Genomic DNA, 20,229 nt, shown 5'->3' with positions numbered 1-20,229 from the left:
TCCTGGCGTGGTCACGTCGCCAGCAAGACGGACCGGCTCCGCCCCGAAGGGTGTCCGCCATGCCGATCGCGATCTCGTGCGTCGACTGCGGCTTCGCCGCCCGCGTGAAGGACCACCTCGGCGGCAAGGTCGTCGAGTGCCCGAAGTGCAAGGCGGGCCTCGCGGTCCCCCTCCCGGTGGCGTCGCCCGCCCCCCCATCGGCCCCGGACGCGGGCCCGGGCCACGGGGCCATCGCCCGGGGGGCGGGCACCCGGCCGATGGCCCGGCCCCCGGCCCCTCGCGCCGGCCCCGTCCCCCCGTCCCCACCCCCGGCCGTCGTCCCGAGGGGGGCGGACCGGCCGACGGCCCGATACGCCCCGCTCCCCCCGGCCGGGTCCTTTCCCCCGATCACGGAGGACGACGTCGAGATCCTCCTGGTGGAGGACGACGAGCCCGAGGCCGGGGACCCCCGGCGGCCGGGCCCGGCCGCCGGGGCCGAGGCCGAGGCCGAGGATGAAGTGGGTGGGTACGCCCTGGCCGAGGAGGTGGCCCCCCGATACGCCCCCGCCCGGGCCGTCGGGCGCCGGGCCGCCGCGACGGTCGCCCCGTCCGTCGCGGGGAGGCCGTCGCTGGCCGAGGTCGCCGAACGGGCCGGCGCCCGGACGAGGCCGTCTCGCACCCCCGCCCAGATCCTGGCCGCCTTCCGGGGCGAGATCGAGCCGGTCCGGCCCACCCTGGTCTACCGGCTCGGGCTGCTGGTGGTCGCCGCGGCCATGTTGACGCTGCCGATGATCTACCTGGCGACCATCGCCCTGGCCGCCTTCGCCACGTTCTACTACGCCACGCATGGTCATGTGCCGCTCCAAAAAGCAGGCGGGTCGAGCGGCAGCATGAAGGTGGCCGTGTTCCTCTATTTGGCGCCGATCGCCGCCGGGGGGACGCTGGTGCTGTTCCTGCTCAAGCCCCTGTTCGCCCGGCCGGCGAGGCGGGGGAAGACCCGGGCGCTGAACCCCCAGGCGGAGCCCCTGGTCTTCGCCTTCATCGACGGCATCTGCCGGTCGGTCGGGGCGCCGACGCCGTCTCGGGTGGTGGTGGATTGCGACGTGAACGCCTCGGCCGGCTTCGTGAAGGGGCCGCTCTCGGTCTGGAACTCGGAGCTGACGCTGACGATCGGCCTGCCGCTGGTCGCCGGGCTGGACCTGAGGCAGTTCGCCGGGGTGCTCGCCCACGAGTTCGGCCACTTCTCCCAGGGGGCCGGGATGAGGCTCACCAACGTCATCCGGGCCATCAACGCCTGGTTCGCCCGCCTGGTATACGAGCGCGACGACTGGGACGCCAACCTCGACGGCCTCGTCCGCGCCGGCAACGCCCTGACGGCCGTCGGCCTGCTGGTGAAGCTGGCCATCTGGCTGGTCCGCAAGCTCCTCTGGGCCCTGATGATGGTCGGCCACGGGATCAGCTGCTTCATGATGCGGCAGATGGAGTACGACGCCGATCGCTACGAGGCCCGGATGGTCGGGTCCGACGTGTTCGAGTCCACCTGCCGACGACTGGCCGTCCTGGGCCTCGCCTCCCGGGGGGCCCACGCGGATCTCGCCACCTGCTGGACCGAGAATCGGCTGGCCGACGACCTGACCCGGCTGGTCCTCGCCAACGTCGCCCAGATCCCCGACGAGGTCCGGACCGCCCTGATGGGGGCCGTCGACTCGCGCCGCACCGGCCTCTTCGACACCCACCCCAGCGACACCGATCGCATCGCCAACGCCCGGCTCGAAGGCCCCGACGGGCTCTTCGGCCTTGACGGCCCGGCCACCGACCTCTTCCGGGACTTCGACGGCCTCTCCCGGGCCGCCACCCTGAACTACTACCGCCAGGCGCTCGGCCAGGCCGTCCGGCCCGAGGCCCTGACCCCCGTCTCGGAGATCGTCCGGGACCAGGAGGCGGTGGCCGAGGGGCACCTCGGGCTCGACCGATTCTACCTCGCCGCCTTCGAACCCTCCCGGCCCCTGCCGCTGCCCGCCGTGCCGCCGACCGCCCCGAACGACCCGAATCTCGCCGCGAAGGAGCTGGCCCGGGCCCGCAAGGCCCTGGTCGCGTCGAGGGCCCGGTACGCCGAGGCCCTGACGAGGCGACGCGAGGCGCTCGCCCGCCTCGTCGGCGTCGAGGCCGCCGCCGACCTCCTCAAGGCCGGGTTCAAGGGGGTCAAGGCCGCCGACTTCGGCCTCGGCAAGGCGAGGCTGGAGGAGGCCGAGGCGGCCCGCCAGGAGCTGGACTCGTACCTGCTGCGCCTCTCCCCCCACTTCGAGCCGTTCGAGGAGCAGGTCGCCTGCCGGCTGATGGCCGGGCTGTCCCTCCTGGAGTCGGGGGCGATGTCGGCGAGGGTCCCCGATGCCGACTCCTGGAGGCGAGAGGCCCGGGGGCTCTACCCGGCGGGGGCGCACGTCGCCGGCCGGGTCCTGCCGGCGCTGGTCGCGGTGATCTCGGCCCGGGGGGCGCTGGAGCGGGCCCTCGGCCTACTCAAGGGGAACGACGAGAACCAGGCCTACGTCAACGGCGTGCTCCGGCTCGCCGCCCGCCTGCACGACCGGCTCGTCGAGCTGCGGGGCCGCCTCGGGGACGCGATCCCCTACCCGTTCCACCACGGCGACGGCACCGTCGGCCTCTCGAGGTTCGCCCTGCCGGCCTCGATCCCCGGCAGGGACGAGGTGGTGCCGCTCTACGAGGCCTCCGGGGAGGCGATCGACCGGATCCTGACCCTGCACTGCCGCCTGATCGGCCGGCTGGCCCTGGCCGTCGAGCAGGTGGAGCGGGCACTCGGGCTGCCCCCGCCGGAGGCGCCGGCCGGGGGGGAGGGTGTCGTGGGTGATCGATCATGTGTTATTTAGTCGATATGACTTCCCGCCCCTCGGCCGTGTTGATTCCCGTCACGCCCCGGGGGAGGGCGGCCGGTCCGGGCTCCCCGATCGGCCCGACCTGCCCTAGACTGGAACGCTGACGAGGGCGGCCGCCCGCCCGCCCCGACCCCCGGCCCGCCGAAGACCCCCATGAACTACACCGTCGAGATCGACCCGTCCCAGGTGCTCGGCGTGCCCCGGGACGCCACCCTGGAGCAGATCCGGGACGCCTACCGGTCCCGGAGCAAGAAGTACCACCCCGACGTCGGCGGCGACGAATGGGCCTTCCGGGTGGTCGCCCGGTCGTACGAACTGCTCAGCCGGGCCCGGGTCGCCGGCCGGTTCGCGGTCGAGTCGGGCGAGCACCCCGCCGCCCCGGTCAACCCGGTGGTGCCGAAGACCCCGGAGGACGAGGGGGCGTCGGTCCGGTCGGGGGTCCGGGACCGGGTCGACCACCCGATCCTGCTGGTCGACGTGGAGCTGCTGCTGCTCCGGGTCGAGCTGGAGAACCCCTACGAGGTGATCGCGATCCCGGCCTCGAAGCGCAACCTGAGCTGCACCCTGAACGTGAGCTGGCCGCCGGCCGTCGCCGCCGACGCCCCCCCGGGCCCGGACCCCGCCGGCGTCCTCCCCCGGGTGGTGGAGGCCTTCGGCCTCGCGCTCAAGCAGACCCGGCCCACGAGCAGTGCGCAGGACGACGGGCCGTCCGCCTTCCGGGGCTGGCTGAGCTACCCGTCGGCCCAGGAGAGCTACGACGCCTTCAACCGCCTCCGGCAGGCGCTCAAGGGCCTGGGCCTGGGGGTCAGCCAGCGGATCCGGGAGGTGATCATCCCGAGGGACACCGCTTGATCGGTCGGGGGCCGGGGACGCCCCCGGCCCCGGTTGGGGTCCCTCAGAGGACCTTGCCCTCCCCGGTGTTGAAGACGCGGCCGTCGGGCTTCGGCGGCGGGACCTGGATCTCCGGCCCCATCGGCTTGGCCGGGTAGTCGAGGAAGGAGAAGCGGCCCTTGCCGTCGGGCGCCTCGCCCTGGGCCCAACGCCCTTCCTTGGCCTGGCTGCCCTCGGAGCAGGACCAGAACTGGTAGGACACCTCCTGCTTCTCCAGGTCCATCGGGAACCCGGACGGGCAGGGGGTCTCCTCCAGGCCGTCGGCCTCCAGCTCCTCGATGGCCGCGAGCCACTGGTTCTGGTGCATCGTGTCCCGGGCGATCAAGAAGGAGAGCATGTCCCGGACGCCCGGGTCGTCGGTCAGGTTGTAGAGGCGGCTGACCTGGAGCCGGCCCATGCTCTCGGCGGTGACGTTGAAGCGGAAGTCGGCCAGCAGGTTGCCGCTGGCGGTGATGTAGGCGGCCGTCCACGGCATGCCGACGCTGTTCTGGGGGGCCGCGCCCAGGCCGGTGACGATGGCGTGCTGCGGGTTCATCCCCCCCATCACCGCCGCGATCGCCGGGTGTTGCTCGACGGCCGCCTCCTGCATGCTCAGCGGCGCGTTCTCCAGGAGACGGGCGATCATCGTGGCCAGCATCTCCACATGCGCCAGCTCCTCGGTGCCGATGTCCATGATCATGTCGCGATACTTGCCCGGGGCCTTGCAGTTCCAGCCCTGGAACAGGTACCCCATCGCCACCGACATCTCCCCCCACTGGCCGCCGAGGACCTCCTGCAGCTTGCGGGCGAACAGGGCGTCGGGCTTCTCCGGCTTGGCGTTGTACTGCAGCTCCTTGACCCGGTAGAACATGCGATCATCTCCTGGTGGTTCGGGTGGCGGGGGCGGCCCGATCGCGGGGCGATGCGACCGCCTTGGCGTCTCGACTCCGGCCGGGGCATGCGAGGCCCGTCGGGAGGACGGCCGGCGAGACCGATCGGCTGCAATTTCGGCGCCCCTCGGGCCCTCCCCTTGCGGCAAGGCGGCCGGGCGGCTACACCGACCCTCGAACCGGAGCGACGCCGATGACCCCCGATCCCCCCGACCTCGACCACGACGACCGCCCGTTCGACGCCGCCGTCGTCGGCGCCGGGCCGTCCGGCTCGGCGCTGGCGATCCGGCTGGCCTCGGCCGGGGCCCGGGTGGCGCTGATCGACGCCGGCCGGTTCCCCCGGGACAAGCTCTGCGGCGAGTACCTCAGCCCGGAAGGGGTCGAGGCCCTGGGGCGGCTCGGGCTCGGGGCCGAGGTCGCCCGCTCGGGGGGGAGGCCGATCCGCCTCGTCCGGCTCACGACCCCGAGGGGCAGGTCCCTGGAGGCCGAGGTCGCCGGCCCCGACGGCCGCACCGGCCTCGGGCTGAGCCGGTCGGCGCTCGACGCCATCCTGCTCGACGCCGCCCGGGCCCGGGGCGTCCTCGCCTTCGAGGGGACCCGGATCTCGGGGCCGATCGTCGCGGCCGGCCGGGTCGTCGGCATCTCGGGCCGGGGCGAGGGCGGTGCCCCCGTCTCGATCCGGTCGACGGTGGTCGTCGCGGCCGACGGCCGGAACTCCAGCCTGACCCGCCGCACCGGCACCTCCCGGCCTCGGAGCGTCCCCGGCCTCCGCCCCCGGCTCTTCGGCCTGAAGCGACACCTGATCGTCCCGGACGACTCGGCCGACGAGCCCGCCTCGACCGTCGGCCTGCACCTCCTGCCCGGCGGCTACGTCGGTGCCTGCCGGGTCGAGGGCGGGAGGACGAACCTCTGCGGCCTGCTCCCCGAACGCCTCTCCCGCCGCCATCGAGGCGACCTCGACGCCTTGGCCGGGGCCGTCTTCCCCGGCAATCCGACCCTCTCGGCCCTCTGGCGCGCCTCCGAGCCGCTCGGGCCCTGGAAGACGGTGGCCGGCGTCCGGGTCGAGGTTGCGTCCCCCCGGCTCCCCGGCATCTTCTACGCGGGGGACGCCCGGGGGACGGTCGACCCGCTCGGCGGCCAGGGCCTGACCATGGCCCTGCTCGGCTCTGAGGTGCTCGCCCCCTTCGTGCTCCGGGCGATCGCCCGGGAGGGGGCCGATCCCGGGCTGGTCCGGGAGGCGATCCGCGCCTGGCACTCCCGGTTCGATCGCCGGGTCCTCCTCTGCCGGGCGTTCCATCATGCCCTCGTCCGGCCGTCGCTGGTCGACCTCGCCTCGCTGCTCGGCCGATGGGGAGACGACCTGCTCTCGCTCGGCTTCTCCTGCACGAGGGATCCGGCCCGGCTGTCGTGCTGATCGACTCGAAGGGGATTCCAGGCGTCAGACCGATCCGGGCCTCGGCTGCTCGACGCCGCCGGAGGGGACAGGGCCTCGACCCCCGGAGAAATGTTGAGCGCCCCGGGGGGCGGGACGGCACTCCTGGACGAGTCGAAGGAGGGAGGCCGGGGCGATCGGGAGGGCTTGCCGTGCGGGCCAGGTTTCGGGATCGGCCGCGAAGCCGTTGCGGGACCTCTTCCGGTCGGGGACGTTCGGGGGGCTGTCGGACGGGGCCCTGCTGGAGCGGTTCGTCGACCGGGGGGACGAGTCGGCGTTCGAGGCCCTCGTCCAGAGGCACGGGCCGATGGTCCTGAGGGTCTGCCGGTCGGTCCTCGGGGACGAGCACGACGCCGGAGATGTCTATCAGGCCACCTTCCTGATCCTGGCGATGAGGGCCGGTTCGATCCGACGGGGAACGTCGGCATGAAAGGCCAGAACAGTCAGGAGCTGATCGTCCCGGATGAGGAAGAACCCGGGCCAGTTCGTCTCGAAGTCGGTGAATTCCCCTGGGCCGGTCAGAAGCCGGTCGAAATCGCCCAATACCGCTACGAGGCCGACCTGGACGCCCCTCCCCCCGGGGAAGAGCGGTCGCTGACCGGCCGGGCGGTGGACGAGGACGACCGTCCGTGCGTCGGATTCCGTGTCTACTACGATGAGCCTGATCTCCTGGTGGAGACCACGACCGACCGACAGGGCATTTCCATCCTCGGCGGGCTCCCTCCCGGCTTGCTCAGGATTACGATTGCCCGGAATGGCACGTCAGACTCGGTCGTCGAGGCCGAGGTCGGTCCGGGGCGGGACGACATCCTCGTGCGCGTGCGAGGAGAGTCTCGGGACTGATCGGCGTGATGACCACCGCTGGACTCGGGCTCATCTCCACAGACGCCACCGGCCTTGTTCTGAGGGGGGTCGGCGGGCGGCGGGTCCTCGAACGTGCAGTCCTGGCCCGGGGCCATTCGTCCCGGCCCGGGAACGGGAGGAGAACCTCTGATCGCCGCCGTCCATCGACTCGTCCGATCCGAGAGCCCGGCCCCGGTCAGGCCCGATCCGCGCCCCGACGGCCGATCAGGGCGATCTGGTAGCCCGGATCGCGGCGGACGGTCCACTGGAAGTCGGGAATCGGGGCGGCGACCTCGGCGAGTTCCTCGTCGGTGAAGCCTCGGAGGACCGAAAGGGGGCCGTCGTATCGGACGAGTCGGTTGCGGGTGAAGGTCCGGCTCCAGGCGACGAAGCCCCAGTAGGCGAGCCAGTGGCGTCGGATGTCGAGGACGATCACCCGGCGTCGGGCGACCCGGGCCATCTCGGCGATCAGCAGGGAGAGCCCCGGGCCCTCGAAGTGGTGGGCGAACTTGACGGCCGAGACGAGGTCGATCGATCGGTCGGGCAGGGGGAGCCTCAGGGCGTCTCCCCGGACGACGACCGGGGCTCTCGGGCCCGAACCCGCCAGGGAGGTCGCGGTCGGATCCCGGTCAAGGGCGAGGATGAGGGGGCGTTCGATGCCCCTCCTCGCCATCAGCCGGGAAATCCGGCGGGGGATGTCCCCGGAGCCGGAGCCGACGTCGAGCGTGGTCGCCCCCGGGCCGGGGCGGTCCTCGTTCAGGAACCGGGAGACCTCCCGGTCGATGACGAGGTTGTTGCCGAGGTGGCGATTGACGCGGCGGAGCACGGCGTAGGCGTCGGCCACCTCGCGCTCGGGGAGGCCGGGGGCGTCCATCAGCTCCGGGTCAGACCGCCGGGGGGGGACGAGCCACCGGCGCCGGGCGTCGGCCGTCATGGGCCCGGGTCGGCGTCGGAGTCGTCGGGGACAGGGGCGGGGAGTTCGTCACCCGGGTTGGCGCCGGGGAGGGGGTCGGGGGGCTCGGCCCGGAAGGCGAGGAAGGCGAGGCAGGCGACCCAGAGGCCGAAGACGGACAGGGCGAGGGCGAACCGACGGCGTCGGGAGGGGGTGCCGATCGGCCGATCGGGGGAAGGTGGCGGGGCTTCGGGGGGGGCGGTGCTCATTGCTCCTCCGGGTCCTCGATCGGGATGACGTACTCGGTGCCCAGGGCGGCCTCGAAGTCGAAGACGTCGTCGAAGTCGGCCCGGCTGTCGTCGGGGGAGCGTTCCAAATCCCCGGATTCGATCAGGTTGTAGACGATCTCGCCGAGGTCGGAGGTCGCCCGGATCCCCCAGGCCTGGAGGATCGGCAGGGCCATCAGGCCGTAGAGGTCGAGCGCCAGGTCCCGGGCCGCCTCGGAGAGCTCCTGGCCGGAGACGTGCTTCGAGACGGCGGCCTTACCCCGGCCCTTCCGGGCCCGGCCCTTCGCCCGACGGGCCTTGCGCTTGCGGACCTTGGCGAGGTCGAGCGACGCGAAGACGAACTCGTAGGCCTCGATCGTGTAGCGGGCGTCGCGGGTGACCGCGGCGGCCAGCGCCTCTCGAAGGCTCATGATCGGCTTCCCCCAACGGAGAAGGGCCTCGGCGACATCCCGACGACCCGGGCGATTGTAGCAGAATCCCCCGGCCCCGTGCAGTCGGGGAGGCGATCGCGGCGGGTTGCCGACAACCCCCATAGGTGGAAGGCGCCGACCTCGCCCGAGGGCATCCCCGTGCCCGGTCTCCCGAGACCGATCCGCCCCGGCCGTCGGGCAGGAGGCCTGCCCGACCTGCCGACGGCCGTCCTCGAACCGTCGCAGGTGGCGGCAGTGCTGGGATCGGGTCGTCTCTCGCGGCGAGGGATGCCGAAGATCAGCCCCAGAGAGGGGGGATGGCCCCGATCAGGGCTCGTCCCCCTGACGGACGACCAGGGCCGAATTCTTCGAGCCGAATCCCATGCAGTTGCAGAGGGCGATCCGGGCCCCGTCGGCGGGGCGGGACTGGTGGGGGATGTAGTCGAGGTCGCACTCGGGGTCGGGCTCGTCGCAGTTGATCGTCGGGGGCAGGAACCCGGCGTCGAGCCCGAGCAGGGTGGCGACCAGCCCGGCGGCGCCGCAGGCACCCTGGGGGTGGCCGATCATGCTCTTGGTGCTCGACATCGGCACGCTCGACGCCCTCGGCCCGAGCGCCCGCTTGATGGCCGCCGTCTCGACCCGGTCGTTCAGCGGGGTGCCGGTGCCGTGGAGGTTGGCGTACTCCACGTCCTCCGGAGTCAGCTCGGCATCCTCCAGTGCGAGCCGGACGGCCCGGACCGGCTCCTCTAGGTCGCTCGACATGGAGACGCGGTGCCAGGCGTCGCAGGTGCTCGCGTAGCCGAGCAACTCGCCGTAAATGCGGGCCCCCCGCGCGAGGGCGTGTTCGCGTTCTTCGAGGACGAGCATCCAGGCCCCCTCGGCCAGGACGAAGCCGTCTCGGTCCCGGCTGAAGGGGCGGCAGGCCCGCCGGGGCTGGTCGTTCCAGTTCCGGGAGATGATCCCCATCACGTCGAAGCCGAGCATGATCGCCGGGGCGATCGGCGCGTCAGCCCCTCCGGCGAGCATCAGGGGGGTCTCGCCGTGCTGGATGCGCCGGAAGGCGTGGCCGATGGCGTCGGTGCTCGACGTGCAGCCGGTCGAGACGACGTGCGAAGGGCCCCTCAGCCCGAGCTGGATCGACAGCTCCGAGGCGATGTTCCCCGGCGTCCCGGCCGGCACGGCCAAGGCGGTCGCCTTCTCGAGCTGGCCCCGGTAGTAGTACCCGTACAACTCCTCGACGAAGGCGATGCCGCCGCCCCCGGTGCCGAGCGTCAGGCCGACCTGCCGCCTCGTCTCCAGGTCGAGGTCGGCGGGGGGGAGCCCGGCGTCCTCCATCGCCTCCCGGCCGGCGAGGATCGCCAGCGGGGCGGTCCGGGGGACGACCTTGAGCTGTTTCGGCTCCATCGCCCGGCGGAGGTCGACTCCCCGGACGGCGCCGGCGATCCGGCTGCCGAGGTCCGAGGCGTCGAACTCCTCGACGGCGGTCACGCCGCTGCGGCCCTCCCGGAGGGCGTCTCGGTAGGAGGGGAGGTCGTGACCGTTGGGGCTCAGGGCCCCCATCCCGGTCACGACCACTCGCCGGATCGGCACGTAGCGCATCGGTCCTCGCTCGATCCCTGCCCTGGGCGGTGTCCGGATGGGGGATCGGGCAGGGCCGGATCCCCGGGCGGCCGGATTCGGCTTCCGCCGGCCGGCCGAGTCTCCCATAATGACGGCCGGACGCCGCCCGCGGGAACCCACGACCGCCGGGAGCGGTCGCCGAGCACGGAGGATCGAGGAGCCGATGATCAGCGAGGAACTCCTGTCGCTACTCGTCTGCCCGATGGGCAAGGCGCCCCTGAGGCTCGACGAGCATCGCCTCGTCTGCACCCGTTGCGGGCTCCGGTTCGCCATCCAGGACGACATTCCGAACATGCTCGTCGAGGAGGCCGAACTGCCCGAGGGCTGTCACTCCCTCTCCGACCTGGAATGCGTCGGGGCGGGCGACGCGAAGGTCGACGCGTCCTGAGGTGGGGGACGCCCCCCGGCGCGGTCCCCGCTAGAGGGCGGGGGTCGCCGGGTTCGACGCGTCGAGCACCCGGGAGTCGGCCCAGTCGAGCAACCGCTGGGCGTTGGCGGTGACGTCGATCGAGTGGCCTTGCCCGAACTCGATCCGGACCAGCCGGGGCCCGTCGCCCGGGTCGGGCGTCAGGTCTCGGATCGTCGAGATGCGGTCGAAATTCACGTAGATCGAGCCGAACCGTACCAGGTTCATGGGATGTCGCTCCGGATCCGGGGGGCGATCGTCGTCGATGGCACCGGCCGATCCCCCCGGATCAGTACAGGGGATGGACCGAGCCGGCGCCATCCTTGTAGACAAGCCTGCCCGACGTGCTGCTGAAGTAGATCGAGTCGTCCGCCGCGGCCGGGTCGGCGATCGTCGGCGGGCGGAATGCCCCGCCGCCGAGGATCCCGACCGTGGTCGACCCGCCCGGTCCCCGGTTCGAGGTCAGGCGGGCCCTCGTGCCGGGCACACCTCGGACCTCCGGGGCCGGGCCGTCGCCCGCGGCCGGGATCGACCGCCGACGGTTGGAGACGTTCGATTCATCGACGAAGGCCGGTTCCTCGATGGGCGGCACGCCCGGCAGGTCCGAGGCGAAGCCGGACGACTCCGGGAGGAAATAGGAGAATGACCCGACGAGCTCGCAGGTCGCCTTCCCACCCCCGGCCGACGCCTGGCTCTCGCCCCGGTAAATCCGGGACAGGGCGGGGATGCATCCCCCGCCGAAGTCGGCCCCCTCGAGGAGGGCGGAAACCGCCCGGGAGAGCCGGTCGGCCTGGCAGGACCGCGCCCGAGGGTCGTCCCCCCGGACCGAGATCGTCACGCGGTAGGAGACGCGACGCAGCGCGATCTCCGGGTCGTCGGTGAGGTCGTCGGTCCAGGGGCCCGGGGAGACGACGGCCCGGGGAGACGCGGAGGGGCCGCCCGGCCCCCGGCCCGGCTCGTCGATCAGCACGGCGCCGAAGGACCGGGTCGCCGCCAGGGCAGAGACGATCGTGTCGTAGACTTCTCGATCGGAGACGCACATGGGCTGCCCTCTAAAGGATCAACGCGTCCGCACGGCTTCGGGCGGGCGCGATCGGTTTGGGGGCCGCCCGTCGGCGTGGGAGGGGGACGCCGATCGGGCGGGCGGGGTCGGATCAGCGGACGAGCCTCGTCCCGCGCCGGGGGGCCGGCGACGGGCCGAGGGGATTGCCGCCCAGGGCAAGCCTCCTCGCCATCGCGTCGAATTCCGCCCTGAGGAGGGCGGAGCGGCCGAGGTAGGCGTCGTCGACGCCCCCGGCGATCATCGCGTAGCGGCGGGCGAGGACCAGCCGGGCGACCGCGTCCCTCAGGGCACCGGCCGGGTCGAGGGGAATGGAGTCGAGGCCGAGCAGGCGGTCGAGCTCCCGGCTCGCCCCGGCCAGCTGCGGCCCCAGGGTCGTGGCGACGAACTCGACGCCGGAGATCCCCTCGGCGGGGGACGCCGGCGTCCCCGAGCCCGGACCCATGCCGATCCGCCGCAGCGTCACCACGTTCGACGAGACCGCCGAGACGCCCAGCAGGAGCCCCGGGGGTCGGAACCGCTCCGGGGGGCCGACCAGCCGGACGACGTGGCCGGGGGCCAGCCCGGCGTCGGGGAAATTCACGGACTCGGACCGGAGCGTCCAGCGATCCGAGGGGTCGAAGGAGCCGTCGACCCCGGAGGCGATCACCTGGTCGGCGGGGAAGACCGCCCCGACGTCGCCCGTGGCGATGAGGGCGAGGTCCTCGTCGGTCGCGTAGCAGTGGGTGGTCGTGGTGCTCATGGTGCCTCGATGGGTCCCGGGCCCTGGGCCTTCGACCGGCGATCGGAGCGGGCCCGCTTCGGTGGGCCGGCCGGCGGCCCGGCGTCTCGGGCACCGAACACGTCCGAGAGCATGCCGTCGGCCGCCTCGGAGGCGATGCGGAGGTGGTCCCGGATCTCGGCCGCGCGGTCGAGGATCGAGGCGACCCGCTCGGGGTCGGCTTCGATCGCCTGGGAGCAGAGGTTGGACAGGGCCGCCAGCGCCTCGACCCGCCGGGCCGGGCCGGCGAGATCCGGGCGGCCGACCCGCCCGGCCGCGGCGTCGACGTACTCGGGGAAGCCTCGGAAGTGGTATCTGTCTGGGCTCATGGTCGCGTCCTCCGGGGAAGGGGGTCGGCGGGGATGATGCGACACCGGGGGCCCTCCCATGGGGAGGGCCCCCGGCCGGTCATCCCGGAGCGATCGGCGTCCGGGCGATCAGGTCGCCGAGAACGCGGTGATCCCCTCGAGCCAGGCGTGGTGCGACTCGTTCTCGACCTCGAGGGCGCCCTCGGCGATCCAGTCGCCCTCCAGGGCGTCGCCCCGGCTGCCCCGGGGGTTCCAGTACTCGTTCCGCTTCATCCGCAGGCGGACCTCGGTGCTCGTCAGGGCCACCGCGGTGAAGGGCCGGAGCAGCGGGGCCTCGATGATCGACAGCCCGCCCAGGAAGGGGGCCTCGAAGACGTCGATCGGCACGCCGAAGACGTTCATGCCCGCGTCGATCCGCTGGGCCGCGTGGCCCCAGACGGCCAGGCCGGTCATGAAGTTCGACGAGACGAGCAGGACGTCCGGCGAGCCGCCGTTGGCCCGGCAGCGCTCCAGCGTGTCCCGGATCAGGTCGCTGGGCTTGTACGCGCCCGCATTGGTCGGCGCCGTGACCTTGTTGCTCGACAGCAGGGACCGCAGGCCCCGCTGCTTCGGCCGGCCGGCGACGGTCGGGGACTCGCCGAGGCCGTAGTAGGCGGAAACCTCCATGTCGTCCAGCAGGTTCTGCAGCGCGTCCATCTTGTGCTGGTCGAACGGCGTCTGGATGCCGGGCGACGTCTGGTAGCCGAGGCTCGACTGGAGCGACCCGGCGACCTGGACCGGGTGCTGGAAGGTCTGGCAGTACTGGATGGTGCCGGTGGGCTGGAGGGCCACGGCGCTCTGGTTGACCTCGCCGCCGGTGCGGCTGTTGCCGATCAGCCGGACGGTGCCGCCGATGGCGGCGGCCGCCGCCGTCGTGCCCTCGGCCCCGCGGCGGACCTGGACGACGTGGGTCGACACGTTCGGGTCGGCCAGGACCTCGACGCGTTCGCCCGAGGGCAGCTCGAGCACGTCGCCGACCATGAAGGAGCTGGCGTTCTCCAGCGTGATCTGGGCGTCTCCCGCGGCCACGGCCGCGGCCACCGCGGTCGTCCGCCGCCGGAAGGCGCGGTTGACCAGCGTGAAGGTGGTCGAGCCGACCGGGAGCCTGGGCAGCCGGGTGGCGAGCGGGCAGCGGTTGACGAACCAGTTGGTCGCGACCACGTGGACGTCGTTGCGGATCTGGGACTGGTGGTCCGAGGCGCGCTGGATGCCCTGAAGGAAGTTGATCGACATGGGTGTGTTTGTTTTCGGGTGTCTGGAAGGGTCAATTCGAGTCGGTTCGGGGCTTCGGCTCGTCCTCAGGGTCGTCTCCGGCCCAGGCCGATGGGGGCGGCCGGGTCGCGTCGGGCGGCCTGGGCGGCCTCCCGCCATCGGTCCAGCACCGCCTCGCCCAGGGTCCTCGGGGGGGACGGCTGCGGGCCGGTCGCGGACGACCGGGAGTCTCCCGGCGGGGCGGTCCCGCCCCGGGAGCCGGCCCGGCTGAAGTGGGCGTACTCGGGGCCGGAGAGCCACGACGCCACCGCCTCGGCCACCGGCCGCCCGTCCCGGGCGGCGACCCGTGGGCCGTCGGCCTCGTCCACGACGCTCAGCTCCTCGCGCCAGAGCTTGATCAACTGGGCGGCCGCCCCCGGGACCAGCGGCCGACCGGCCAGGGCCGCCGCCAGCTCCTTCTCCTTGAGGGCCGCCTTGAAGGCGCCTTCCCAGCGCTCGGCCTTCTTCGCCAGCCGGGACAGCTCCTCGTCGTGCCGGCGTTCGGCCTCCCGGAGGCGATCCTCGGCCTCGGCCGCCGCGTCGGACGGCCGGGCCGCCCCGCCCGAGGCGAGCCGGAGGGCCTCCAGCTCCGAGGCGGAGATGCTGACCATCTCGTCTCCGGCCGGCTCGCCCCCCTCGCCTTGGTCGGGGTTCAGCAGGATGCGGTACAGGGTCATGGTCCGTCCTCGGCGCTCGGTTGCGGTCAGGGGCGACGGCCGATGAGGCCGTATGCCATGGGGAGGATCAGGGTCACCACCACCGTCAGGAAGAACAGCCCGACGGAGATGGCGGAGACGATCTTGGTAACCACATCGGGATTCATCTCGGTGACTTGCCTCCGGGTGGCCGGCTCGCCCTCGCGTCCACGTCGACGCTCGCCCGCCCCGGCCACCCTTCTCTGCGCGGGCCGCTCGGATAATCGGCCCGCTAGACGTTTGAAGTTGTTCTATTGTGAGTGTTTGTGGAAAATACAGGTGGCCTCCGGGGGCGTCGTCGCCCCCGCGAGGACGGTCAGATGACGTTGATGTCCTGGAAGACGTCACGCCGGGCGATCTCGTCATAGGGGACCGCCGAGGGCGGGTCGCCGCCCGCGGATCGCCCCTCCAGGTACCGATCGATCTCCCGCTCGCACTCGGCGTAATGCGGGTCGCTGAGCCCCGGCAGGCAGAGCCGGAGCAGCCGGGCCAGCATCAGGGCCTCGCACCGGGGCAGGGCCCCGGCCCGGGCGGCGATGGCCTGGAAGTCGGCCGAGGCCCGGGCCACGGCCTCGGTGGTGTAGAGGTCGAACTCGGCCGGGTAGACGACCTCGATCGCCCCCGGGGTCGACGGCCCGGCCTCGCCGTCGCCGAGCACCGTCAGCGCCAACTCGGCGGCCAGCCGCTCCGCCTGGGCCAGCACCCGGGCGATCTTGGCCAGGCGGTTGTTGCCGTCGGCCTGGTCGAGCATCTTCGCCAGGCCCGACTGGGCGACCGCCTCCCGCGCCGGGGTGCGGACGAGCGAGGCGTCCCGGTCGACGTCGTCCCGGATGTCGGCCTTGTTCTTGCGGATCGACTCGGCCCCGTCCTTGGGGAATTCGACGATGTCGAACCCCTCGTAGGTCGCGCCCCCGCCCCCCGAGTTCTTCTTCTTGGGCAGCAGCCAGCCGGGCCCGATCGGCACCGAGCCGTCGGGCTGGACGTAGTCCTCCGGCCCCTGCAACAGCGGGTGGGCCTGGGTGGTGTCGGAGAGGATCAGCTCCGAGTCCCGGTTGTAGTACTCGCGCTGGCGCTCGGCGATGCCTTCATATCGCGACTGGCCGATGTTCCGGCAGCGCGGCTTGCGGCGGTCGAAGACGCGGACGATCGGCACGCGGCCGAACGGGTGGGGCGTCACCGCCAGGGCCTCCCCGTCCTCGTCGTACAGGGTCGAGCCCTCGGCGGTCCAGTGCCGGTAACGGGTCCGGGGCCCGTCCCCGGAGTCGTGTCGCTCCAGGACCAGGCACTCTTCGTAGCGCCGCCCGGACTCGTCGAGCCGCCACCAGAGCATGTTCTCCGGCAGGATGCAGGAGGCGACGCAGGAGTCGAGGCCCAGCCTCGCCTGGTCGGCCCTGGTCTCGACCTCCTCGCCGGGGGGGGCGGGGGGGTGGTCGAAGCAGAGGTCGAGCTGGCCGAGGGTCAGCAGCAGCGGGGCGACGGTCTCGGCCATCCACTGGTCGATCGTCGTGCCGCACCCGTCGACGTCCTGCCACCAGCCCGTCAGCGCGTCGGGGCCGAGGCGGCGGATCTCCCGGGAGTAGACCCGGGCCAGGTGCGTCTCGACCGCCTCGGCCAGGAAAGTCGGCACGGGGGTCCGGGCGCGTCGGAGCTCGTAGTCGTCGTCGGTGGCGAAGGCGGCCGGGTCGGCCCCGAAGGGGAGGGCCGGGGCGAACGGGTCGGACCCGGGCATCGGGGAGGCGCCGGCCGCCTCCCGGGGGTCGGGGTATTCGCGCTTGTGGCGGACCAGGTTGCGGACCGGCAGGCCCCGGCGGTCGAAGCCGTAGACCGCCTGGCGGTAGCGCTCGCCGCCCTCGAGCGAGTCGAGCAGCCAGCGCCATCGCTGGCAATGCTCCTGCCACTCCGGATGCCGGCGGCCGAGCAGGTCGAGCGTCTCACGATCGGTCGTCATGGTGGTTTCTGGGTGAGATTCGGGGTGAAAATGTCCTCATTCCTCCTGCGACGGCTCCCTCCCGTTCCCGGCCGATCCGTCCGGCCCCTCCCCGCGTCAGAAGACGCTCCGCGCGGGCACCCGGCCCATCGGCGGCGGCGGGCGGCGTCCCTCGGGATATCGGTTCCGGAGGCCGCCCCGCAGGGCGTCGAGCAGATCCTCGTGCGGGTGCTGCGGGTCCTCGGGCCGGTCGGTCCACTGGCCGGCTCGCTTCTCCCGTCGGTAGTTCCGGAAGGCCCGGACCGTGTGCTCGCACCTCGGGTGCACGAGCAGCCGGGTCCCCCCGTCGGCCGGCCTCAGGAACGACTCGACCAGGGCCAGGCCGTCGGTCACCGACGCCCCGCTCGGCCAGAAGCTCAGGTTCCTCAGGCCGGTCCGCTCGTATTCGCCGAGCACCGTCGGGCCGACGGCCGTCCGGGCGTTGCCCGCCGGGTCGGTCGAGGCCACGTCGATCCGGCCGTTGCACCGGGCCCGTGACAGCTCCAGGATCTCCCGGGCGTTGTGCTCGGCCGTCTTGCCCTCCTCCAGGTACTCGGCGAAGACGTGGACCTCGTCCGCCATCCCCGACGGCGTCGCCCGGGCGACGACCTGGAAGTAGACCGCGCCGGTGTGCACGCCCGAGTCGATCGCCAGGTGCACCGGCGCCGTCGGGTCGTACTCGGCCGCCTCGGAGACGTTCACCACCGGGTCGAACTCGGCGAACCAGAGCCCGTCGGCCTTGGGCCCCCGGCAGAGGTAATCCGCCTCGAAGGTCCGGCCGCTGACGACCCGCGCCTTCTGGATCAAGGCGTCGATCCCGTAGTGCCCCGTCGCCCGCTTCGCCTTGGGTCTCCCCAGGGGGTCGGCGTCCCGGTCCTCGTGGCACCAGGAGACCAGCGGGCACTCCGGGCACTTCTCCAGGTCCCGGCCGCTCCGGCGATCGGGGCAGCGTTCGAGGACCTCGAAGACGCAGAAGGAGTAGAACGGGAACTCGCCGGCGTGGGCGCGCTCGATCAGCCTCGACATCGGGCCATCGACCCGGTGCCAGGTCGAGGTCATCAGCACCGAGGCGGGCGTCTCGCCCCGGTTCATGCACATGCCCAGCGCCGCGTCACGGCATTCCGGGTCGATCTCGTCGACCTCGTCCAGCTTCAGGCTCGGCACGTGGGGCCCCCGGACGCTCGTCGGCGAGGCGGCGAGCACCCGGACCTCGGAGCCGTTGGCGTAGAGGGCCTTCGACTCGGTGAGCTTCGCCAGGGCCGGGTCGTCTCGGGCCAGCTCCGCCAGCGCCTGGTGGGCCTGCTGCGATTGCGCCAGGCTCCCCCCCAGCAGCCGGGTGCCGTGGCCGGGGTCGAAGCGGCTGGTCAGGTGCGTCTCCAGGGCCGACAGGTAGGACTTGCCGCCCCCCCGGGGGCCCAGCACCAGGGCGACCGGGGGCCGCAGCAGGAAGGCGTCGGCGAAGAACCGCCAGGGGGACTGGTGCCCCCGGCAGACGGCCCGATGGGGGATCCTCAGGCCGGCGTACTCCCGGACCCACCGTCGCAGGCTCCGCTCGGAGTCGGGCCTCGATCCCAGGCTCGGGACGGGCTCGGGGGTCGTCTCTCGTCGTCGTTTCGTCATGGTCGGACCTTCAACCGGCCGGCCGCCTCCCGGGGGGGACGGCCGGCGGGCCCTCGGGGTCAGGCCGCGGAGTCGGCCGGGCTTGCGTGGTCGTCCAGGGTGTCGTACGCGGCGAATTCCTTGATGATCTCCGCGATCCGGGACCGCGGCAGGTCGAAGACGTCGGCCAGGAAGCGCTGGGACAGGCCGTTGCGGCGGTGGGCCAGGTAGATGACCAGATTGCGGCGGAACCGCCAGCGCCTCCCGGGGCTCGCCTCGGGGGGCAGGGGGGGGACGCGGCGCGGCTCGGCCGCCTCGCTCGCCCTCGTCGGGGTGTTCATAAAATCGGACTCTCGGCGTCGGACGGCCCGCCGGGCCTCGGACCCGCGACACTCATCGTCGCGGCGTTTCATCGCATGGGGCGTGCTCTCGGGTGCGGCCGGCCCCTCGCCTCGGGGCCTTCGTCGCCCCTCCGCGTCGGGGATGACGCCCCGCTCTGCTTAAGATCATCGTGGGATCGCCGGATCTTAATTGCCTTTTTCTCGGATTCTTCCGGGATTGCCGGGGATCGGCCCACCATTCGCCCCGCCATCCGGACGCTTGACGACCCCCCCGGGCGCCCCTAGAACAAGGGATTGCCCCCTCCCCGAAGCGCGGATCCCCGGAGACTCGCGATGTCGCGACCGACCCGCACCCCGGTCCAGGATCAGGATCCCGGCCCTCCCGGTGTGCCCCCATCCCCATCCGATCCGGTCGACTCGCTCATCCGGGACTTCCTCCGGGTGCGTCGGGCCTCGACCGGGCTCTGTTCGACCCTGGAGCCCGAGGACTTCGTCCTCCAGTCGATGCCCGACGCCAGCCCGGCCAAATGGCACCTGGCGCACACGACCTGGTTCTTCGAGGAATTCATCCTCTCGGCGGTCGACCCGGGCTACCGGACCTTCCACCCCCGGTTCTCGTTCCTCTTCAACTCCTACTACAACGCCGTCGGCGAGCGGATCCCCCGGCCCCGGCGCGGTCTGCTCTCCCGGCCGACCGTCCGGGAGGCCCTCGCCTATCGCGAGTCGATCGACGAGCGGATGGTCGTCTTGCTCCGGTCGGCCGACCCGTCCCAGGTCGAGCGGTTCGCCCCGCTCGTCGTCCTCGGCCTGAACCACGAGCAGCAGCACCAGGAACTGCTGCTGACCGACCTGAAGCACGCCCTCTGGCACAACCCGCTCCGCCCCGCCTTCCGGGACCGGCCCGCCGGGCCCGCCGTCGACGCCGCACCGCGGCGCTGGATCTCCTACCCGGAGGGGGTCCGCTGGATCGGCCACGGCGGCGACGGGTTCGCCTTCGACAACGAAGGGCCCCGCCACCGGCAGTTCGTCGAGGCCTTCCGGGTCGCCTCCCGGCCGGCGACCAGCGGCGAGTTCCTGGAGTTCATCGCCGACGGCGGCTACGACCGCCCCGACCACTGGCTCTCCGACGGCTGGGCGGCCGTCCAGCAACACGGCTGGCGGGCCCCGCTGTACTGGGAGCGCGGCGACGACGGCTGGTCGACCTTCACCCTGGCCGGCATGCGGCCGGTCGACCCGGCCGAGCCGGCCTGCCACGTCAGCTACTACGAGGCCGACGCCTTCGCCCGTTGGTCCGGCTGCCGCCTGCTGACCGAGGCCGAGTGGGAGACCGCCGCCGACGTGGCCGTCTCGGGCAACTTCGCGGACGACGAGCGGTTCCACCCCGCACCCCCGGCCGGCGGCCCCGAGAACGAGCCGGCCCAGGTCTTCGGCGACGTCTGGGAGTGGACCGCCAGCGCCTACCTCCCCTATCCCGGGTTCCGGCCCGCGAAGGGGGCCGTCGGCGAGTACAACGGCAAGTTCATGTGCAACCAGCACGTCCTGCGGGGCGGCTCCTGCGCGACCCCGAGGTCCCACATCCGGCCCACCTACCGGAACTTCTTCTACCCCGACGCCCGATGGCAGTTCTCCGGCGTCCGCCTCGCCCAGGTCGGCTGAGCGCGAATCGGGGAGGGGCGGGGAGGCCGGGCCT

Annotated in this window: 22 protein-coding genes; 8 read left to right on the top strand and 14 right to left on the bottom strand. The window is 72.9% G+C overall.

Annotated features, from left to right (window positions below):
• Positions 1 to 59: 59 nt before the first annotated feature.
• Together ElP_RS30440 and ElP_RS40825 are read left to right on the top strand one after the other, a co-directional pair.
• Positions 60 to 2,864 carry a M48 family metallopeptidase gene (locus ElP_RS30440; protein ID WP_145276669.1) on the top strand — a complete coding sequence of 935 codons (2,805 nt, stop codon included), beginning with the start codon at positions 60 to 62 and terminating at the stop codon, positions 2,862 to 2,864.
• Between the two features lie 159 nt (positions 2,865 to 3,023).
• The gene (locus ElP_RS40825; protein ID WP_145276667.1) at positions 3,024 to 3,722 is read left to right on the top strand and encodes a J domain-containing protein; all 699 of its coding nucleotides are present in this window, start codon (positions 3,024 to 3,026) and stop codon (positions 3,720 to 3,722) included.
• Positions 3,723 to 3,765: 43 nt separating this feature from the next.
• Here the strand turns inward: ElP_RS40825 and ElP_RS30430 are convergent, their stop codons facing one another.
• Positions 3,766 to 4,611: a manganese catalase family protein gene (locus ElP_RS30430; protein ID WP_145276665.1), complete on the bottom strand. Its 846-nt coding sequence runs from the start codon at positions 4,609 to 4,611 to the stop codon at positions 3,766 to 3,768.
• 212 nt (positions 4,612 to 4,823) lie between these two features.
• Between ElP_RS30430 and ElP_RS30425 the strand changes: the two genes are divergently transcribed.
• The 3 genes from ElP_RS30425 to ElP_RS30415 all read left to right on the top strand — a co-directional run bounded on the left by ElP_RS30425 (position 4,824) and on the right by ElP_RS30415 (position 6,905).
• The gene (locus ElP_RS30425) at positions 4,824 to 6,044 is read left to right on the top strand and encodes an NAD(P)/FAD-dependent oxidoreductase (RefSeq protein WP_145276663.1); all 1,221 of its coding nucleotides are present in this window, start codon (positions 4,824 to 4,826) and stop codon (positions 6,042 to 6,044) included.
• Positions 6,045 to 6,249: 205 nt separating this feature from the next.
• Positions 6,250 to 6,492 carry an RNA polymerase sigma factor gene (locus ElP_RS30420; RefSeq protein ID WP_145276661.1) on the top strand — a complete coding sequence of 81 codons (243 nt, stop codon included), beginning with the start codon at positions 6,250 to 6,252 and terminating at the stop codon, positions 6,490 to 6,492.
• Entirely contained in the window at positions 6,489 to 6,905 is a 417-nt protein-coding gene (locus tag ElP_RS30415) for a carboxypeptidase-like regulatory domain-containing protein (protein WP_145276659.1), read from the top strand. The genes ElP_RS30420 and ElP_RS30415 overlap by 4 nt, the downstream gene beginning before the upstream one ends.
• Positions 6,906 to 7,101: 196 nt before the next feature.
• On the opposite strand, the gene ElP_RS30410 is transcribed toward ElP_RS30415, so the two are convergent.
• The 3 genes from ElP_RS30410 to ElP_RS30400 are packed head-to-tail and all read right to left on the bottom strand — an operon-like array spanning position 7,102 to position 8,494.
• Entirely contained in the window at positions 7,102 to 7,839 is a 738-nt protein-coding gene (locus ElP_RS30410; RefSeq protein WP_145276657.1) for a methyltransferase domain-containing protein, read from the bottom strand.
• On the bottom strand, positions 7,836 to 8,066 hold the full coding sequence (locus ElP_RS30405; RefSeq protein WP_145276655.1) for a hypothetical protein: 231 nt from the start codon (positions 8,064 to 8,066) through the stop codon (positions 7,836 to 7,838). The genes ElP_RS30410 and ElP_RS30405 overlap by 4 nt, the downstream gene beginning before the upstream one ends.
• Positions 8,063 to 8,494, bottom strand: a complete 432-nt coding sequence (locus tag ElP_RS30400; protein ID WP_145276653.1) for a Minf_1886 family protein — start codon at positions 8,492 to 8,494, stop codon at positions 8,063 to 8,065. The genes ElP_RS30405 and ElP_RS30400 overlap by 4 nt, the downstream gene beginning before the upstream one ends.
• A gap of 106 nt (positions 8,495 to 8,600) precedes the next feature.
• Here ElP_RS30400 and ElP_RS41435 point away from each other — a divergent pair, with 106 nt between their 5' ends.
• Positions 8,601 to 8,840, top strand: coding sequence for a DUF2256 domain-containing protein (locus ElP_RS41435; RefSeq protein WP_197446497.1), 240 nt, complete (start codon positions 8,601 to 8,603; stop codon positions 8,838 to 8,840).
• Here the strand turns inward: ElP_RS41435 and ElP_RS30390 are convergent.
• Positions 8,822 to 10,093, bottom strand: coding sequence for a beta-ketoacyl-[acyl-carrier-protein] synthase family protein (locus ElP_RS30390; protein ID WP_145276652.1), 1,272 nt, complete (start codon positions 10,091 to 10,093; stop codon positions 8,822 to 8,824). The two genes, ElP_RS41435 and ElP_RS30390, sit on opposite strands and share 19 nt — an antisense overlap.
• A 184-nt stretch (positions 10,094 to 10,277) precedes the next feature.
• On the opposite strand from ElP_RS30390, the gene ElP_RS30385 reads away from it, so the two are divergent.
• Positions 10,278 to 10,502: a Trm112 family protein gene (locus tag ElP_RS30385; RefSeq protein WP_145276650.1), complete on the top strand. Its 225-nt coding sequence runs from the start codon at positions 10,278 to 10,280 to the stop codon at positions 10,500 to 10,502.
• A gap of 30 nt (positions 10,503 to 10,532) precedes the next feature.
• Here the strand turns inward: ElP_RS30385 and ElP_RS30380 are convergent, their stop codons facing one another.
• The 9 genes from ElP_RS30380 to ElP_RS30340 all read right to left on the bottom strand — a co-directional run bounded on the left by ElP_RS30380 (position 10,533) and on the right by ElP_RS30340 (position 18,539).
• Positions 10,533 to 10,748, bottom strand: a complete 216-nt coding sequence (locus ElP_RS30380) for a hypothetical protein (protein WP_145276648.1) — start codon at positions 10,746 to 10,748, stop codon at positions 10,533 to 10,535.
• A 61-nt stretch (positions 10,749 to 10,809) separates the two neighbouring features.
• Positions 10,810 to 11,562 carry a hypothetical protein gene (locus tag ElP_RS30375; RefSeq protein ID WP_145276646.1) on the bottom strand — a complete coding sequence of 251 codons (753 nt, stop codon included), beginning with the start codon at positions 11,560 to 11,562 and terminating at the stop codon, positions 10,810 to 10,812.
• A gap of 112 nt (positions 11,563 to 11,674) precedes the next feature.
• Positions 11,675 to 12,322 (bottom strand): hypothetical protein, encoded by a 648-nt coding sequence (locus ElP_RS30370; RefSeq protein WP_145276644.1) that lies wholly within the window; start codon positions 12,320 to 12,322, stop codon positions 11,675 to 11,677.
• Entirely contained in the window at positions 12,319 to 12,669 is a 351-nt protein-coding gene (locus ElP_RS30365) for a hypothetical protein (protein ID WP_145276643.1), read from the bottom strand. Before ElP_RS30365 ends, ElP_RS30370 begins: the two co-directional genes overlap by 4 nt.
• A gap of 108 nt (positions 12,670 to 12,777) precedes the next feature.
• Positions 12,778 to 13,920 carry an SU10 major capsid protein gene (locus ElP_RS30360; RefSeq protein WP_145276641.1) on the bottom strand — a complete coding sequence of 381 codons (1,143 nt, stop codon included), beginning with the start codon at positions 13,918 to 13,920 and terminating at the stop codon, positions 12,778 to 12,780.
• Between the two features lie 65 nt (positions 13,921 to 13,985).
• Positions 13,986 to 14,615 carry a hypothetical protein gene (locus ElP_RS30355; protein ID WP_145276639.1) on the bottom strand — a complete coding sequence of 210 codons (630 nt, stop codon included), beginning with the start codon at positions 14,613 to 14,615 and terminating at the stop codon, positions 13,986 to 13,988.
• Positions 14,616 to 14,949: 334 nt separating this feature from the next.
• Positions 14,950 to 16,581: a hypothetical protein gene (locus tag ElP_RS30350; protein WP_145276637.1), complete on the bottom strand. Its 1,632-nt coding sequence runs from the start codon at positions 16,579 to 16,581 to the stop codon at positions 14,950 to 14,952.
• Between the two features lie 96 nt (positions 16,582 to 16,677).
• Positions 16,678 to 18,219, bottom strand: coding sequence for a hypothetical protein (locus ElP_RS30345; RefSeq protein WP_145276635.1), 1,542 nt, complete (start codon positions 18,217 to 18,219; stop codon positions 16,678 to 16,680).
• Between the two features lie 59 nt (positions 18,220 to 18,278).
• Complete coding sequence (locus ElP_RS30340) at positions 18,279 to 18,539, bottom strand: hypothetical protein (RefSeq protein WP_145276633.1); 261 nt, start codon at positions 18,537 to 18,539, stop codon at positions 18,279 to 18,281.
• 333 nt (positions 18,540 to 18,872) lie between these two features.
• On the opposite strand from ElP_RS30340, the gene egtB reads away from it, so the two are divergent.
• A complete protein-coding gene (gene egtB, locus ElP_RS30335) occupies positions 18,873 to 20,195 on the top strand; it encodes an ergothioneine biosynthesis protein EgtB (protein WP_145276631.1) in 1,323 nt (440 codons plus the stop codon).
• Positions 20,196 to 20,229 lie beyond the last annotated feature (34 nt).

It is taken from the genome of Tautonia plasticadhaerens (genome assembly GCF_007752535.1).
Lineage (GTDB): Bacteria > Planctomycetota > Planctomycetia > Isosphaerales > Isosphaeraceae > Tautonia > Tautonia plasticadhaerens.
The sequence above is the reverse complement of the archived record's forward strand: the minus strand, read 5'-3'. Positions and strand labels throughout refer to the sequence as shown.